The organism is Drouetiella sp., from assembly GCF_059504425.1.
In genome coordinates this window covers 11621-29161 of record NZ_JCACIN010000049.1, presented here as the reverse complement: position 1 = coordinate 29161, position 17541 = coordinate 11621, and the positions used below count along the sequence as shown (strand labels likewise).

The following is a 17541-nucleotide window of genomic DNA, read 5'->3' as shown; positions in this document are numbered from 1 at the left end:
AACTTATTGGATCTAAGCCGCATAGCGCCATACTATGCCCAATGCTATGGCAACCGCCAAGGCGGTTAGGACGAGGAAAGTTAGGGTGGGGCGCGAAGCGCCCCACCCTAACTTTCCTAAGCAAACGGGCGACAGCTATATGTAGAGATGGGGGTATTCAGGGAAGGATTTTTTGTTGCGCACGCAACAAAAAATCCTTCCTCTTTAACGATTACCTTACATAGGTTGCTCGAAAGGTTGTGTTCTGGCAGCGTAGGATGGAGAGAGAAATCATTCGTGCTGCTGAATATGCCATCTGAGCCTCTGCAAAAGCTAACTTTGGGACGATTGGAAAAAGTTGACTTGCGCACCTACTGGAGTGGGGAGAATGCTGAGTTCGCGTCTTGGCTGGCGCAAGCAGACATCATCAAGCTGTTGGGAGAAGCCATTGGCATAGAGCTAACGGTGTCCCAGGAAGAAACTGATTCAGCCGAGATTCTTTGTCGGGATGGTGACGATCGCCCTATTTTGATCGAGACTCAGCTAGAGCCAACCGATCATTATCATCTGGGACAGCTTTTGACAGCGATGGCGCGTCTTCAGGCAGATACGCTTCAGGCAAACACGCTTCAGGCAGCTGCGGTAATCTGGATCGCCAGTAGCTTTACCTCAGAGCATCAGGCAGCGTTGAGTTGGCTAAATCAGATTGCTCCAGGAATTCACTTCTTTGGGGTAGAGATTGAGCTGTGGCGCATTGGTGAATCAGTAGCTCCCAAGTTTAATTGGGTCGTCCAACCCCATAGAGAAACGATCGCTGTGTCTGACTCTCTAGCAGAGCTTTTACCAGAAGATCTCTCAGAGGTTCTTCCAGAGATTCTTCCAGAGATTCTGACAGAGGCACAACAGCAGAATCTAGATTTTTGGTATGGGCTGTGCCATCAGCTAGAGCGACGGGGCAGTATTGTAAAACCGAGTCACCCTTCGACTGAAGATAACATCAGCTTTGCTATTGGGAGAGCTGGATTTCGGCTGTATACCCGATTGGATGAATCTGATCAAGTTGAACCAGGCTCAAATGAACCAGGCTCAAATGAACTAGACGCAGATGAGCCAGAGCAGAGCCTAACTGTGGGGCTGTTGCTCTCCGGTGAAGACGCAAGACCCCACTTCTATTTGCTGGAAGAACAACAAGAGGCGATTGAAGCTGAGATTGGTATTCCCTTAGAATGGGATGCGGAAGGTGACGGAAAAACCTGCTTGATTTACTGTACTTTGGCGGATGTTGATCTTGCCGATCGCGATCAGTGGATTGAATATTATCAGTGGTTCTGTGTCTACCTGGAACAGTTTCATGACGTGTTGGGCGATCGTATTAAGCGCCTCAACGCAAACGACTATCAGCCGCTACCAGACTATGGTTTTAATCCGCTGAAGTCAGCTAGTTTGCCTGGGTCTTAGAAAACAAGTAGGAATTGGAAGTCAGTAGGAATTTAGGGAAGTAACGTGACTCACTTATCTTTTGAGAATAAGAAGGTCTTGGTGATAGGTGGATCGCGGGGTATTGGTAGAGCGATCGCCATTGCCTTTGCTCAAGCGGGAGCGAAATTAGGAATTCATTACGGACACAGTCAGGAAGCGGCTGAGCAAACAAAAGAGATGCTTGCGGATAATCATCATCAGATCTTTCAGGCAAATATCGCAGATGCCAGCGCTGTAGAGAAAATGGTGAATGAGGCGATCGCCTATTTAGGACAGATTGATATCCTGGTGAATAGTGCTGGAGTCTATCAGGAAAATCCATTGGATGTTACAAACTACGCAGATTGGCAGACCGTCTGGCGGCAAACTTTAGATACCAATTTGATTGGCATTGCCAACGTCACTTTTTGCGTTGCTCAACACATGATTCAACGCAACATGACTCAGAGCAATAGCGGACGAATCATTAATATCAGCTCACGGGGAGCCTTTCGAGGAGAGCCGAGGGCGATCGCCTATGGAGCTAGCAAAGCCGGACTCAATTCCTTTAGTCAATCTCTGGCTCAACATCTTGCCCCACACAACATTTTTGTCACTGCCGTTGCGCCGGGATTTGTTGAAACAGACATGGCGCGCTCCATTCTAGAAAGCCCTGCCGGAGATGCAGTCCGACAACAAAGCCCTCTTAATCGAGTGGCACGTCCTGAAGAAGTTGCCCACACGGTGCTGTTTCTAGCATCTGAGGGTGCCGAGTTTTTGACGGGCGGTATTGTGGACGTGAACGGAGCTAGCTATTTGCGATCGTAACGTCGATTTTTACTATTTTCTACGCTGCTTTATTTGTCTGTTATGGCTGTCGCCAGTTTGCTTAGGGCGTTTAGGGTGGGGCGCTTTGCGCCCCCTACCCTCAATGTTCCCGTCCTAACCGCCTTGGCGTTTGCTATAGCTTGCATCCAAATCAATTCCGGGTTACAGCTTGGCGATCGCATCGTCCTAACCTAGGGGAATACAGCCATAGTTGGAATTTTCCAAAAATAGTGATTTTGTTCAAGATTATGCTGTTGCCAGACCCCTATAATCTCCCAAGTTCATATAAGTCCTGGGATACCTATGACCTTCACTTCTCTCGGCGCAGACAGCAGTTTCTCCAGCTTAGCTAGCGCTTCGATTAAGTCAACCTCTTTGCTTAAAGGCGGCGCAATAACTACGCTAAGCGCTTCCAAGGCAACGAGAGGTCAAGCCATCCGCATCACTCGATCGAGCTTTCAAGATGCTGGACGAGTGGGCACTCGCGAAGATGATCCAATATTTTACCGATTCACATTAAATACCCGTACTCCAGTTCGCCTCTCCACAAGAAATCAGGAGGCTGGCGGTATCTTCAGCGCATTTGTTCCTGAATTGCGGGTTGAGCTACAGCAGAGTAGCGGTAGACGTATCCGTAGCCAAACAATAGAGGGAGGAGAAATTGAAACTATTACCGCTACCCTAGCTCGTGGTACCTACTTTGTTCGGATTACGAGCGGGGGGCAAAGCGTTCCCTATCTCCTTGGATTTAGACGTGGCGCTAACTTGTTTAGTTAATCTGCCAGAAGCCTCTATCAGAGAATATAGACTTTTGCTTCTCTGATGGATGCTCTCCTATTGCGGACTTCTGTGGGAGAAGTTAGGAAATTTAGCAGCAAATTATGACTACGCGCAGATACCCACAGGGGTAACTATGCTTGTTATCTTGTCAATCATTGCTGGTGTAATCGTTGCTGGTGTAATCGTTGGGCTTGTGATTGTTGGACTTGTCATCAATGGTCTGATTCTGTATCATCTTCTCAGCTCTACTGCAAAGCGGGCATTTGGTTGCTTGTGAAGAGGCTTTCAGCTTTTCAAGTAGCGGCGAGGCAAGGGCATCCGATATATCCGTAGGTAGAGCGATCGCACCATGAACGATTTCATTCGACGTAGATTTTCAGCTCTGGCGATTCTAGCTTGTGCTGTAGCCCTACTTTTAGGTATCCAGGCAAGCCCCAGCATTTCCCAAACTGCTCCAGCTCAGCGGCCCATGTGGCAGCCTGCTCAAGGCACCTGGCAGCCCGTTGCTTCTCACCGCGAGGATAGGGGGGCGATTAAAGTCGTCTGGCTAGAAGGAACGCCTTATGAGATGGGTCGTCAGCACGGCACTTTACTACATGATGAGATTGCTTCAATAGGTAAAGAAGCGATCGAAGCACTGAGTTTTGCAGGTCGAGGATTGGCGTTGGGGCGGTTGGCTATGCGGCGATCGTTTCCTGATGTGATTGAGGAATGCCGAGGTTTGTCATCTGCGACTCAAGATATTGGTCTGACGTTTGATGGCTGCATGGTCTTAGCCTATGGCGACGTGTTTCAAGAGCAATTTGCTTACTTACTACCGCCGATTTTATTCCATGACGGCTGTGCTGGCTTTGTAGCCTTGGGAGACGCTTCAAGCGATGGTGAGGTCTATCATGCTCGCACCCTGGATAATAATAAAAAGCCGGTCGATTACTGGGTAAAAAATCCAACTGTTTTCATCCGCCAGCCCAATGATGGAATTCCCCATGTGTTCATCGGTATCCCCGGAGCGGTGTGGCCCAACTCTGGTTTCAATGCCGAAGGCATATCTATCTCCTTAGATACCGCACATCCTCGAACCATCGATGACATTTCGCTTAGGGGAGCCAGCAATGTGCAGCTGATGGCGCGGATTATGAAACAGGCTCATAGCTATGATGAAGCCAAGACGTTGATGAATACTTGGGAACGCGCCCGCGCCAATTTGATCCTGATTGCGGATGGAAAATCTCAACAGGCTGGAGTGTTTGAGATTCTTGGTCGAGAGCTGGGTATTCGGGAAATTCGCGACAATGGCACCGTCTACATGACGAATCACTTTGTCGCCCCAGCAACAGCAGGGAAGGATCCTACGCCTTCAGGCTCAACGCTGTCTCGGTTCAAGCGTCTAGAGCAACTGCTTGAATCCAACACTCCCTACACAGAGTATGGCAAAGTTGATCCAGAAGTGATGGTGAAGATTCTGCGCGATCGCACTAATCCCACTACCCTACAATCCAGCCCCTTGACTGTGTTTGACGACGATGTCAGCGTCGGAGGCAACGGCGCACTGCGGCAGGAGCTATTCGATGACAAGCGGCTGCTTTTTTGGGTGGCAGGTGGCAGTGTTCCAGTGCCCGAAAATCCGTTTGTTTGCTTCTCATTCGGGGAGATGATTGGACTGCCGAATGCAGTGCCTTGTTCCACACCTGCGCTTTAACCAAGGGAAAGCAATGCTGAACGTTTCACGCATGAAATCAGAATTTATTCAATCAGTGTTCATCCGGGCTGTAGGGCTGTTGCTTGGGGCGATCGCTAGTCTCTTATGCAGTGTGGGAAGAGCGGATGCCGCCGAGACCGTGATTCTAAATTATCTAGACACGCGCATTCCTGTTTCTAATCAAGAGTTTTTAGAGTTTGCTAACGGCACTGAAGTTTCTGACAACTTGCAAGCCTATTTTCAAAAAGTTCCTCTGACTCCAGACGAAGCTCGTCGTTTGCTGAATGAACCGATCGTTCCTAAGATTAGTCTAAGGCTCAATTCCAACTTAAACGAGTTTCTGGCTCTCCAGCTCAATCATCTCATGGGCGAACCCTATGGTCGTGAGTCATTGGATGCGTTGGAAACCGTTGTAATCTCCGCGTTGGCAGATGATGATAGCTTTTCGATTCTGAAGTTAATTGATAAGTATCCAGAGTCAGACGTGAAAGTCTATTTAGGCAGACTCGATCGCGTTCACAGCGATGTCAGCTTGTTTGTGGAACGAGTTCAACCCATCTTGCAACAGTCAGATGGATTGCTTGAAGATCTGGTGTGCGATTGCGGAGTCGAGTCGGGACCTGCTCTAATGTCCTCAACGCCAGCTGATTTGCCTACTGCATCTGCTAAGAAGCTTTTTGAAGCCTATCAGTCCAGCCAAATTGACACTCTTAGTCTTTTGGCTAGCCTGCCAAAATTAAAAGGTTTTCAAGCTAATTTTTCTAAGCCCATGACTGGAACGATGGCAAGCGCTAGAGCTAAGGAAACTCCGCTACTGGTTCAGGCATCATCCGACTACACTCCTCCTCAGCTAGCTCAGGAGATAGTGGTTAAGTACGGCCCCTTAAGGCGATCGCTGAGCATCGCCGATTTAACGACCTTAGCGGAGACAGGAAAGCCATCGCGATCGCTCAAGTCTCTACTCGGACTCGCCAAAGTTTCTCCAGAGAATGTTCAAACGCTGCTCAATCGAAGCGTGAAGGTGGATGCTACCTTCTTGGATAAAAATCTCCGCAATGTTTTGGGAGAATTTGCTCTGTTTGAAGTGGGTCAGATTGTTCAAACAGGTTCAGGTAAGGCAAATATTCAGGCGCTGCGATCGGCACTGATCCTTTCAGCCCGTGATGACAATCACGTCACTTTCCTGGAGTTCTTGCAAAACTATCCGCTACCCCAGATGTATGTGGATGGAATGCGGCTAGCTAGACTGGCGCGTCTGGTCGCAGCCTCCGGTGGAGCTAGAGGGTTAGTTGTTAATGAGGCTCAAAACTTGGAGGACTTTTTAGTGAATGTGCAGGCTGCCATTGCCAAAGAGGTTTGTAATTGCGAGAACCAACCAGCGGGTTAATGTCTGAATTTACGATCCTAGACAGTGAGAACTGCTGTGTGAGATTCCAAATGTTGCGTTGAGGTATAGCAACCGCCAAGGCGGTTGGGACGGGGACATTTTGGTGGGACGCGAAGCGCCCTACCAAAATGTCCTAACGATCGTGGATTAAATAACCTGCACAACCGATCTGCAAGGGCTTAGCATTGCTAAGCCCCTACCCCAAGAATTACTGGCGATCGCTATACCTAGGACGTGTCTTAAAAGTTATTTTTTCGGGCGCGGAGCGCCCGAAAAAAAAACCCTCCCAACCAGTTTTAAAACACGCCCTAGGGCCAGAGTTTGGGTGGATAGGCATTTAAAAGCGATCGCCGATCGTGACAATGACTTGATTATCCCCATCGTCCGAGATTGCAAACTCCAGTCTGCCCATTCCAAATGGAGATTCAGCATTGAGTCCTATGCCAAAGCCGAAACCATCACCCGGCTTATCCCGCACTTCGGCAGGTCTGCCGATTACCTCATCGGCTGTACCTAAATCGGTTCCGTAATCGACGAACAGCGATCCTCTTAGCCGAATATTTCGAGAGAAAACAGCAAAAGAAGTGATAGGAAAACGATACTCAGCAGCGGCTTGAATGAAGCTTGATCCTGTTCCTACTCCCCCTTCATCAAATCCGCGAACAGAGTGATCTCCTCCAATATTAAAGGCTTCGTAAGGTGGAACATCTCCCAGGATTGTGCCAGCTTGAAGTTGCAAAATTAAAGTTCGAGGCCCCGGAGCAAACCCAATAAAATTGACGGGCAGGTATTGAATGAAACTCCCTGATAGCCGCGTGTAAGCCAGTTCATCACCACTGATCTTAAAGCCTTGATCCACCCCGGCGCGGGCAATGAAGCCATTTGTAGGAAACGTTCTATCGTCCCGCCGATCAAGCAGGGCAGCAAAGTTGAGGGTAATATAGTCATCCACGCCATCATCATCGATGGTCAAAGAATTTCCATCTTCATCAGAAGCAAAAACCTTAGAGGTGAATAGCTCGTCGCGCACTGTTACCCGTTGATAGGAAACGCCGATCGCAGAATCAATCTGACTCCCTAGCGGCAAGAGTACCTCAACACCTCCAGTCAAGCGATCGATCCAAGGTGTATTTCCGTTGGGTAAATCCAAATCATTATCCCCACCCCGAAAAGCAGGAAACCAAGACTGCTGGCTAGAGAGATTGACTCCAAATCCACGTCGAGGATCATCGGTAGCGCTAGTGAAGCCGAGATCAAATGCAACGATATGTTCTCCTCCTTCCACCACCAAGTTGAGAGCATTGCCATTGCCTAAGCCTTGATTGAGGCTGACAGCAGCGGCTAAGCCTGTCACTTTGATTGGAGTACGTGCAGGTCTAGTGCGGAGGGAGCCTCGCAAAGCCGTTGGATCAAACAGATGAGTGTTAAAGCCAAAGGAGAACGAATCATTTTGTAAATCGGCGGGAGCAGTCTGCACTTGAGCAAACTGCTCCTCAATCGTGATGGCTTGAGAGAGATCGGCAAACTGTACCGAAGCTACGGTATCAATCTGCCCGTCTGTCTGTTCAACATCTTGAGTTTCTGGCAGCAAATCTGCGGCTTGAGTCGAAGGGCGATCGAGCAAAATTTCTGCTGTGGGTTGAGGGGGTGTCGCAGCTTGATAGAGAAGTGGCAATTGAACACCTTGCACTCTAATCTCATGGGTGTCAGCCGCTCCTTTATGATCTGATTCACCAATTAGAACAAGCTCCAGTGGATAATTAGGAGTTTGCAGCACTTGTTCTGTCTCCATCGACTGTGCCCAACTTGCAGGTGCAAATAGGGAATCCCATAAGATTACTTTTAACAAGCCCGTAGTGAACAAAAGTACCGATCGATAATAAGCTAAGGGTACTGACATATATCTCTATCGGTGAATGAAAATAATCTCATGTTACATCACTATTAGTTGATGATTGAGTATTCTCCAGGAGGTAATAATTTTTTGTGGCGCGGGCAAAGTCTATGCCACAAAAAATTATTACTTGAATACCACCAATAATTGAGATGTACGCCTTGGTTGAGCCGCCGATTTTTCTAGATTATGCCATGAAAGGTCGCGAGCTGGCGGTTGCTCTTAAAGTGAGAATGCCGCGCTAGTAAAAGTTCAACCCGTCGGGCTAGACGGATGGGTGAAGAAATCTCTATTGTGAATCTTTTATACTTCTGAAGGAGGCACCTTAAAAAGCAGGAGCTTTAATGGAACCCTTGAGGTCAAAAACTCGCATAGCCAGGTTCTTTAGCTTGCAAAATACGATCGCTCTGCTTGTGCTGGGGGTATGTATTGCAACAGGCATCTGGGTGATTTCGCAGTCCCATATTAACTGGTCGCAGCCTGAGCAAATTACTCAGCTCATTCAACAGCAAGGCATCTGGGGCGTTCTGTTTTACATTGGCTTTGTGATTGTGGCGATCGTGGTTAGTGTCATTCCTAGCACTCCTGCAACGATCGCAGCAGGAGCCATTTGGGGACCCATGACGGCAGGTATCTATGCGGTGATTGGCATCTCTGTAGGCAGCCTGCTTGCCTATTTTATTGGGCGTACCTTGGGGCGATCGGCAATGCGGGCATTAACGGGGAAAGTCATCTACTTCTCAACGCATCGGGGCGATCGCTACATCGGCTGGCTAATTTTTGTGGTGCATCTGCTGCCTGTTCTGCCCTATGAATTGATGAGCTATGCGGCAGGAACCTCAGGCATTTCCCTGTCAATTTACGCTAGGTCAGCATTTTTAGGAATCATTCCCTGTGCATTTCTACTAACATTCATTGGCTCTAGTATCTCAATTGGATTTCCTGTTCTTCTGGCTTTCCTAGGGTTGTTCATAACGGTTCTGGCGTTGCTCACTTGGGGAATTAAACGCCACAATTGGCTAGGATTACGAGATGTAATTCGAGTGGAACCAGATCACGATAGTTCACGTCATTAGTCGGTTATCACATCTGTAAGCAGCATGTCGCACTTTAAATATCGGGGTGGTCGGAGAGCAAATCGGCAGCTGGAAGGCAGACAGTGGCTGATCGTTGGGCTGGGAGCGGGCGGATTTTTAGCGATCGCTGGAGTCGCAGGATCGCAGTGGATTGGGCAGCAGATTCACCAGCAGGTAAACCACCAGCTTCTCCCTAAAATTGCAGCCGAATTGCAGAGGGCACTCGATCGCCCGGTGCAGCTCGGCGCACTTGAGCGGGTCACACCGATTGGCTTGCGGCTTGGAGCATCCAGTATTCCTGCCACTGCAAACGATCCCGATGAGATGCGCATCAAAGCTGTCGAAATTCACTTTGATCTAGCTGATGTGCTGCTACACCAGCAGTTGAAGCTTGACGTGACGCTGATTGAACCGCAAGTCTCTCTAGAACAGAATGCTAAAGGAGATTGGTTAGAGACTGAGCTAAATCTTCAAAGCGGAGATTTTGCGGAAATTAAGCAAATTCAGATGAAGAATGCCAAAGTAACTTTGATCCCCTTCTTGAGCGATCGAGTTTCGGATACTAATCGTCAACGGACAATGACAGTACTTCCTCTTCAGGGATCGTTCCAACTTGAAGACGATGAGCATCTCACCCTTAATCTAAGTGGAGCATTTCGACAGGGAAACTGGGGAATCAAAGGGCAGACCAATCTGAAGACAGAGAAGGTGAGTCTTGCAGTGACCACTCAGAATGTAGAAATTGCACCGTTTGTTTCCTTGCTACCTATCCCGGTAACGGTAGACCAAGGAACGATCAGCGGACGTATCCAGATCAATAAATCTTTGCATCAGCCGATCGCGCTACAGGGAGTTGCAGAGATTAAACAAGGCGCCTTGCGAGCAAAAGGTGAGCCAAATCCTATTTCTGATGTTGCCGGAACTCTGCGCTTTAACGGACAGAAAATTCAGGTACAGCAGGGACATATTCGCTTTGGCAAAATTCCGTTTGATCTGGGAGGAACGATCGATTTACAACAGGGTTTAGATCTGCGGGCAACCGTGCCGTTTGTCAGCGCTGCCGATTTTATGCAGACTTTTAAGTTAAATCTGCCTTTTTCGGTGACTGGAGCGCTGAAATCAAAGGATGTTCGCGTTTCAGGAGCCTTTGATCACGTCATCTTTTCGGGAATGGCTGAGGCTGCTCAACCCTTTCAGATCGATCGCCTCACCGTTCCAGTAGCGCAAGCACAATTTATTCTGGATAAGGAAACCGATCAGCTCACGCTGAAACAGGTCGAGTTTCTGCCCGACAGCGGCGGCAAAATTATAGCTAATGCCGACATCACCCTAGAGGACGATCAGGCTCCACTAAAGGTCAACTTGAGTGCAGAACAGCTTTCTGCTGATGCGCTGGCGCAGCTCTATGGCTTGTCTGAAGTTTTACCGACTGGAACTCTCTCATCTACGAAGTTAGGAAAAATTGAGGCTCAGGCTCAGGTTACTGGAACAGGCGATCGACCCAATCTACAGGCTAATTGGCAGCTTCAGGGCGATTATCCAGCTCAAGGACAAGCCATTTGGGCGGATAAGCGACTGAGGGTACAGAATACCTCTCTGAAGTTTGCAGGCGGGACGATTACTGGAGCAGGGCAGATGATCGAGGGTAAATGGCAGGCACAGATCAACACAACGCCGCTACATCTAGCTGCTGGAACTGTGCAGATTGAGGGCACGCTGACCGATCAGAACTGGAACGCGAATATTCAAGGTTCTCAGGTGCAGCTAAAGGCGATCGATCCAGCTCTGCCAGGTATTCTTGATGGGCAGGTCAAAGTAACAGGTACGCTGAAACAGATATCTGCCAACGCCATAGACGCAGTAGGCACGCTTCAGCTTTCTCAAACCAATATTCTTCCTCAACCGCTGACCGCAGCATTTCAGTGGGATGGCGATCGACTACACATCATCAATGCTGAAACCCAGAACAGCCATTTGAGCGGTGTCGTTAAGCTCGGTTTCACCGGAACAAAGCCCACCCTCGAAGCGATGGATCTGGCAGTGCAGATTAGAGAAGACTTGGCAGGTTTAGTAGCTAAATTGCCGAGTGTCTCCAAGGCTGCCAGTCTCAATGGATTTGCTAGCTTTGACGGACGCTTGACAGGAAACCTGATTGAACCGCATCTCGTAGGGCAACTTCAGGTCGATGGGCTTGCACTCAATCAGTTTCAGTTTGAGCCATTGACAGGTGCGGTTCAGTTCACGACAACAGGGTTACAGCTCGACCTCAAAGGATCGCAGGATCGAATTCAAGGCTGGATCGATCGCCCGTTTCAAACGGTTGCCCTTCAGGTTCAGTCCGATCAGGCAACTCTCCAAGGACGCTACCATCAGGGACAGTTGACCGGAACCGTGAACAAACTACCGCTTCAGTCTGTTTACCAGCTCACGCAGGCTTCTCCAGCTATCCAAGGTGTAAATGGTCTGCTGTCGGGGCGGTTCAACTTCAATGCTCTCAATACCCATCCGCAGGGAGTCGCAAAAATCAGCGTTACTCAGCCCACAATTGGCACTTCTCAGTCGAATCGTTTAGGGCATGAGCAGGATCAGCTTACGGGTACGATTCAGTATCGCGATCGGATAGCCACGCTGAACAAGGGCGAGTTCCGGTTAGGCAAAAGTCTTTACCGCTTCAACGGACAGGCTCTCTTGGACAAAGATCCGCAAATGAGCGCCAGTGTTTCAGTGAGTGAGGGAGAGCTAAGTGACCTCCAAATGGTTTTGGCGGAAATTCAAAAAATTCAGCCTAGTTCAACCCATCAGTTGCCCGAACTTGCGTCGTTAAACGGTCGCTTTTCAGGAAATGCTGCTCTGTCTGGCTCACTGCGATCGGGTTTCTCAACCCGCTTTGATATCCAGGGTCAAGATTGGTCATGGCAACAGCATGGAGTTCGAGAGATCACAGCAAGTGGTCAGTATGATGGACAGCAAGTGGTGATGCATCCGCTACAGCTAAAGGGGATAACTTATCCAGATGGTCAAGGCAAAATAATTCAGAATCTAGATACTCAGATTCTGCTGACGGGGAAATATGGCAGTATCAACAACGGACAAATTCAGCTCACAAATTTACCGCTTGCTGCAATTCAAAAGTGGATGAATGTATCGATGCCATTGGAAGGGAACTTAAGCACTTCTGCAACGGTGACAGGCGACTTGAACGCAACGGCGATCGGTGGAGATGTTAGCCTTAGCCAACTTCGAGTGAAGCATATCCCTCTTCCCGAAACCCATTTGGGATTTCAATATCAGCACGATCGCTTAAAAATTACGAGCCTAAACGCTACTCGTAATTCCCCTTCCTTTCAGAACTCTTTAGTAGCTCCCCCCTCTGATGCTGTGGGAGCAGAAAAGTTCTATTTTGCAGTCAGCGCGATCGACTTTACGCTGCCTGTAGAAACGCTGCAAACTTACGTTGATTCAGGAGAGATAACCAGTCCACTGGGATTCTACGCTCAATTTCTGGATGAACAGACCTTGCAGAATATGCGATCGGCGCTGCAATACCCGCTGGATGTCAGCTCTGTTGAGGTCGCTGAGATCCTTAACTCATCGACAGGGGATGCGTGGCTGTTCTGGTTGGGAGAATTCATTCAAACAAAATCAGGTGAAAATGGTCAGGTTGCCATTGAAACTGCTTTGGTTGAAGCTGCAAAAGCCAAGCCCAAAAATGTCACGCTCATGGACGTGTTACACCATTTCCCCATCCAGAAAGTTCGCATTAATACGGGGGCTGTGATGAAGCTACTGCGATCGAAATAGCAGAACTAGCCAGGTTCAGCTCATCCTACTAAATTTGATAGTCCTTACCTAAATACCACTACCCTAAATTTTATCCAAGGGCATCGGGTGGATGAAATAAGACAGTAGCTCATTCCACATTAATTGTCCCGTAGATATCCGCATTATCGATCGATGTTTGTCCTGCATCAGAGGCAGTATTTTTTACGAACTGCGGCAGTTGCTTGAAAGAGATGACTTTGGGTGAAGGTAACGTTCCTATCTGTTCCATCAAATCTTCAGTGACCATGAAGATTGCGCCTCCTTTACCCTGTCCTGCACTCATTCCAGTTCCGCCAATAGCTCTATTATGCTCAAACAGAGTCTCCCTCAAAATGAGACGACCGGATTTGATAAAAATTGCGCCGCCAAATCCCCCACCGCTGCCGCCAAATCCCAGACCGCCCGCACTGCCGCCAAATCCGCCTTGACCGGGATTTCCAGCATTACCTATCGTTCCCCCTGTGCCGCCAAATCCTCCTGAGCCGCCGCCGCCCCCAAAGCCGCCGTCGCCGCCATCACCGCCGTTACCACCGTTCGCCATCTCAGGAGAAGTATTGCCGCCGTTGCCGCCGTTGCCCGCATTTCCAAACCCGCCAAATCCGCCGCCACCGCCAAAGGCAACTGTCCCAATGCCGCCTTGATTCTCCCAAAGTCCAAAGCTACCAAAGATTCCCACGCCGCCATTGCCGCCGTTTCCACCGTTGCCGCCGTTTCCACCGCTCACCCCTGCATTGCCGCCATTGCCGCCGTTACCCGCGTTCCCAAATCCGCCAAATCCGCCGCCACCGCCAAAGGCAATACTGCCGATGCCCCCGATGCCAATACCGTTTACCCCTGCGATCGCTCCTCGATTCGCCCACAGTTTATCGTTATGCGTGTCAATGGTAATCGGGCTGGTTTTTGTAGATGAGGGATCTAGCGTCAAGCTAACGCCATTCACGCCCAGGATTGCCCCTCGATTGACCTTCAATTTACTTTTGCTAGTTTGGATGCTGGGCTTAACATCCTGAAGGCTAGGCTGAAGCTCAGCCTGTCTTGTCTCAGCCTGCTGCATCTCACCCTGCTGACTATCGGTGCTGCGATAGGCTCCCTCTCCACCGATCGCCTGATTGTTTACAAATCTAACGGTGTTGAGCGTGACCCTGCCTTGGCTAATAAATAGTCCACCGCCCATTCCTGCGGAACCCCCTGCGCCATTTTGTCCGCTGCTGCCTTGAGCTAAGCCATCGGCGATCGTCAGGTGGCTCAGAGTCACGTCTCCTCGTTCGACATACAGGACTTGATGGGCGTGATTGCCGCTGATGGTATCGTTACCATCACCCACAATCCTCAAATTACGGGTGATTTTAGGTAAAGGACTGCTAAGCGCGATCGCGCCGCTGACTCCGCTAAGATCAATTAAATTATCATCTGGATACTCATTAGCTTGGTCGATCGCCCAACGCAGTGAGCCAACTCCGCTATTCGCAGTATTCGTGACTCGAATCAGTTTAGAACCAGCTACCTCAGCATTGAGATGAATATCAGCAAAAGCCTCTGTGGTAATGAGGCAGCTAGCGCCCAGAGTCAGGCAAGCTAACGGCAAAATAATAGACCCTAAATATTTCAGAACGTTGAACAGTAGGCGATGAACTAGATTCATAATCGCTAATCCTGCCAGGATTAGATTTTCAAACAGCTGATTATTCAAACATCAGTAGATCGCAAATCGGTTTTTGGGGCGCGCTTTGCGCGCCCCAAAAACCGAAAAGTAATGTCGTGCTTTGCAATCTACTGAACATGATTAAAAATAGAATTCATGAATGTAAGCGCACAGGCAATTAAGAATATTCCCAGCGCGTTCGTTTGCTTTGGTATCGGTTCGTACTTAGACTGCAACCAGAAACTCAGCAGCCGTGATACGAGGGGCATCACCACCCAGGTTAGAGTAGAAGATGAGATAAAGTTACTCAGCAGCATGGAGTTTGCCAGTGACCAATTTTGGGCAATACTAAACTGAGTAAACAATAATGTTTGAATGACTACAGTAGGATACAGTCCTAGGATAACAGCTAGATTTTGTTTCCAGGCGGGTGACCCTAAGCCTAGTTGTTCTGATCCTGTTTTTTGAGAGAACCACCCCTCTAGCCCAGTGCTAAACGACTTGAAGCGGTAGGTTCTAAAGAACTGCTGCCCGGATTCAAGCAACTTTTCCCGATCCTCTGATTTAAGCCAGCTGTGCAGATGCTCTGGAGAATCAAAGTGAATTAAAGAATACCACTTAAGCTGAGAACCTTGAACTGGAGAGCAAAGATCGGTACGGATGTATCCTTCGTGATGCTTTGCAGAATCAGTTAGATCGGCGTGCCATCGCTTAAAGGCTGAGCCTTTTCCTCTAGACACCGTATGCTCAACGACCAAGCTTGCAGGAGAAATTTCATCGGTCGGAAGGCTCATGCTGGCGTTCTCTGGTAGTCTGGCTCTAGTGGTCTGAGTATTGGCTGGAGCGTGCCTGTCGTTGATTCCCTTGATGCTGGCTCTGGCGATCGCCCCAATAGCCTGGGTCTGCCTGCAAGCTACTGCCCTGCCCCCTGCGCTGATTGCTACTATTCTGAGGCTGGCGAATTTTCTGAGTATCAGAGGTAACAAACTCTTCCCGAATCCATCCCTTTAGCATCGGCGAATCAGAAAACTGCACGTAATTCCACAGGTAGCCCTCATTACTCCCCACCTGCTCAAGGACGGTGACGCGATCGCCCCCCAGTCCATACCCAACTCGCTGCCTGTTGGTTCCTGGCTTGGGATAAACGTTAATCTCAAAATCTGGCTCCGGTGCAACTAGCACACTCGGCTGGTTCAGGCTCTGGTTGCTTTGATTGCTGCTATTATCCGCCCATGCAAACGGCACAAGAACAGTTGAGCAAATCACAGCAATTGCCATCAGCACTGAAACAATGAATGGTTTGAAGGTCATGATTTTAAGGGCTACTTTAACTACTGCTACTTCAACTACTGCTACTTCAACTACTGCTACTTCAAGTACTAAGGGATTGAGCTTTAGCCTCCCGTTCGTATGCGGGTTCCCCCATGATGTAAGTTGCCTCAATGGCGCGATCGTCGCCCAACATCATCAGCGTAAATGTTTGTTCTGCCAGTTCATCTATTGAAGTTGCAATGGTTTCTGGGTTGCGGAACGCCATTAGCGGCGTGGAGCGCAGATCTAGCACAACAAAGTCAGCTTCCTTTCCCGGATCGAAATTGCCGATCGTATCGCCTAGTGACAGCGCTCTTGCTCCCCCCAGCGTTGCCAAAAACAGCGCCTGAAAAGGAGAAAGCTTTTGCTGTCGCAGTTGCGCCACTTTATAGGCTTCGCTTGCTGTTTGTAGCAGCGAAAAGCTGGTACCGCCCCCTACATCAGTTCCCAACCCTACTTTCACTGGGTGTTCTGCCGACTTCGCCTGCTCAATTTTGAATAAGCCGCTGCCGAGAAACAGATTGGAGGTTGGGCAAAAGGCGATCGCTGATTCAGCTTCCGACAGCCGCTTAAGTTCTTGATCCGTCAGGTGTATTCCATGGGCAAATACCGAGCGGCTTCGCACTAGCCCAGCTTGGTCATAGGCATCTAAATAACCACTGCTCTCTGGAAATAGCTCTTTCACCCATGCCACTTCGTTCAGATTCTCAGAAATGTGCGTGTGCAGATAAACATCTGGAAATTCATCCAGCAGCTTTCCTGCAAGACGCAGCTGCTCATTCGTAGAGGTAATCGCAAACCTGGGCGTAACGGCATACAGTAGACGCCCGTTTTTGTGCCACTTCTGAATGAGGGCTTTACTATCTTGATACGAGGTTTCTGCGGTATCCACCAAAAAATCTGGAGCATTGCGATCCATCATGACTTTGCCTGCAATCATTCTGAGATTGCGACGGCTTGCCTCTTCAAAAAACGCATCAGTTGAGACTGGAAATACCGCAGTAAACACTAGAGCCGTTGTTGTTCCATTTTTCAGTAGCTCATCTAGAAAAATAGAAGCAACTTTCTGAGCATAAGCCTTATCGCTAAACTTACCTTCAGTCGGGAAAATGTACTGATTCAGCCATTCCAAAAGCTGCTCACCGTAGGCAGCAATGATTTCAGTTTGAGGAAAATGAATGTGAGTATCGATGAACCCTGGCATGATCAGTCGCCCAACGTACGAAGTGATGGGCATCGCCGCATACTTATCCTTCAGAACGTCGTAGGCTCCTAACTCCTTGATCTTACCGTCTTCCAAAATCAGCAATCCATCAGAAATATAACGGACACTTTCTGATACAGAGCTATGGAAAGGATCATCAATAAAATCTAGAAAGGAGCCGCGAAACGCCTTAAGAGAATGTTGTGGGGATTGAGCAAGGCTTGCCATGTCAGTTCAAAGATTCAGATAGAGCAACCGCTAAAGCGGTTAGGACGGAGACATTTTTGGTGGGGCGCGAAGCGCCCCACCAAAAATGTCCTAAACAAACTAGCGACTAAGCAAACTAGCGACAGCGATACGCGCGCAATTTTAATTCTCCAGCAGGTTTGAAAGAAGGATCTAAGAAGATGATTGAAAAGTATCAAAAGTTCTGCATTTGCCCCTCAGAATTGGAGGATGTA

Annotated in this window: 13 protein-coding genes; 8 read left to right on the top strand and 5 right to left on the bottom strand. The window is 48.8% G+C overall.

The window, feature by feature from the left end; translation table 11 throughout:
• Nucleotides 1–288 precede the first annotated feature (288 nt).
• The 6 genes from AC5JMP_RS12495 to AC5JMP_RS12470 all read left to right on the top strand — a co-directional run bounded on the left by AC5JMP_RS12495 (nt 289) and on the right by AC5JMP_RS12470 (nt 6131).
• Complete coding sequence (locus AC5JMP_RS12495) at nt 289–1437, top strand: DUF4268 domain-containing protein (RefSeq protein WP_495851800.1); 1149 nt, start codon at nt 289–291, stop codon at nt 1435–1437.
• 45 nt (nt 1438–1482) lie between these two features.
• Entirely contained in the window at nt 1483–2265 is a 783-nt protein-coding gene (locus AC5JMP_RS12490) for an SDR family NAD(P)-dependent oxidoreductase (protein WP_495851799.1), read from the top strand.
• Nucleotides 2266–2307: 42 nt separating this feature from the next.
• Nucleotides 2308–2460 carry a hypothetical protein gene (locus AC5JMP_RS12485; protein ID WP_495851798.1) on the top strand — a complete coding sequence of 51 codons (153 nt, stop codon included), beginning with the start codon at nt 2308–2310 and terminating at the stop codon, nt 2458–2460.
• A 108-nt stretch (nt 2461–2568) separates the two neighbouring features.
• Nucleotides 2569–3042, top strand: a complete 474-nt coding sequence (locus tag AC5JMP_RS12480; RefSeq protein ID WP_495851797.1) for a T9SS type A sorting domain-containing protein — start codon at nt 2569–2571, stop codon at nt 3040–3042.
• Nucleotides 3043–3394: 352 nt separating this feature from the next.
• Nucleotides 3395–4744 (top strand): C45 family autoproteolytic acyltransferase/hydrolase, encoded by a 1350-nt coding sequence (locus tag AC5JMP_RS12475; protein ID WP_495851796.1) that lies wholly within the window; start codon nt 3395–3397, stop codon nt 4742–4744.
• Between the two features lie 13 nt (nt 4745–4757).
• Complete coding sequence (locus tag AC5JMP_RS12470) at nt 4758–6131, top strand: alpha/beta hydrolase (protein WP_495851795.1); 1374 nt, start codon at nt 4758–4760, stop codon at nt 6129–6131.
• A gap of 337 nt (nt 6132–6468) precedes the next feature.
• Here AC5JMP_RS12470 and AC5JMP_RS12465 read toward each other — a convergent pair whose 3' ends face one another.
• Nucleotides 6469–8031, bottom strand: coding sequence for a BamA/TamA family outer membrane protein (locus AC5JMP_RS12465; protein ID WP_495851794.1), 1563 nt, complete (start codon nt 8029–8031; stop codon nt 6469–6471).
• Between the two features lie 338 nt (nt 8032–8369).
• On the opposite strand from AC5JMP_RS12465, the gene AC5JMP_RS12460 reads away from it, so the two are divergent.
• Both AC5JMP_RS12460 and AC5JMP_RS12455 read left to right on the top strand, forming a co-directional pair.
• On the top strand, nt 8370–9101 hold the full coding sequence (locus tag AC5JMP_RS12460; RefSeq protein ID WP_495851793.1) for a TVP38/TMEM64 family protein: 732 nt from the start codon (nt 8370–8372) through the stop codon (nt 9099–9101).
• A gap of 24 nt (nt 9102–9125) precedes the next feature.
• The gene (locus tag AC5JMP_RS12455; RefSeq protein WP_495851792.1) at nt 9126–12902 is read left to right on the top strand and encodes an alpha/beta hydrolase; all 3777 of its coding nucleotides are present in this window, start codon (nt 9126–9128) and stop codon (nt 12900–12902) included.
• 109 nt (nt 12903–13011) lie between these two features.
• On the opposite strand, the gene AC5JMP_RS12450 is transcribed toward AC5JMP_RS12455, so the two are convergent.
• The 4 genes from AC5JMP_RS12450 to guaD form a co-directional block, all read right to left on the bottom strand.
• Complete coding sequence (locus tag AC5JMP_RS12450; protein WP_495851791.1) at nt 13012–14565, bottom strand: hypothetical protein; 1554 nt, start codon at nt 14563–14565, stop codon at nt 13012–13014.
• Nucleotides 14566–14693: 128 nt separating this feature from the next.
• Nucleotides 14694–15359 (bottom strand): hypothetical protein, encoded by a 666-nt coding sequence (locus tag AC5JMP_RS12445; protein ID WP_495851790.1) that lies wholly within the window; start codon nt 15357–15359, stop codon nt 14694–14696.
• Nucleotides 15360–15384: 25 nt separating this feature from the next.
• Entirely contained in the window at nt 15385–15876 is a 492-nt protein-coding gene (locus AC5JMP_RS12440) for an SH3 domain-containing protein (protein ID WP_495851789.1), read from the bottom strand.
• Between the two features lie 61 nt (nt 15877–15937).
• Complete coding sequence (guaD, locus tag AC5JMP_RS12435) at nt 15938–17308, bottom strand: guanine deaminase (protein ID WP_495851788.1); 1371 nt, start codon at nt 17306–17308, stop codon at nt 15938–15940.
• Nucleotides 17309–17541: the final 233 nt, after the last annotated feature.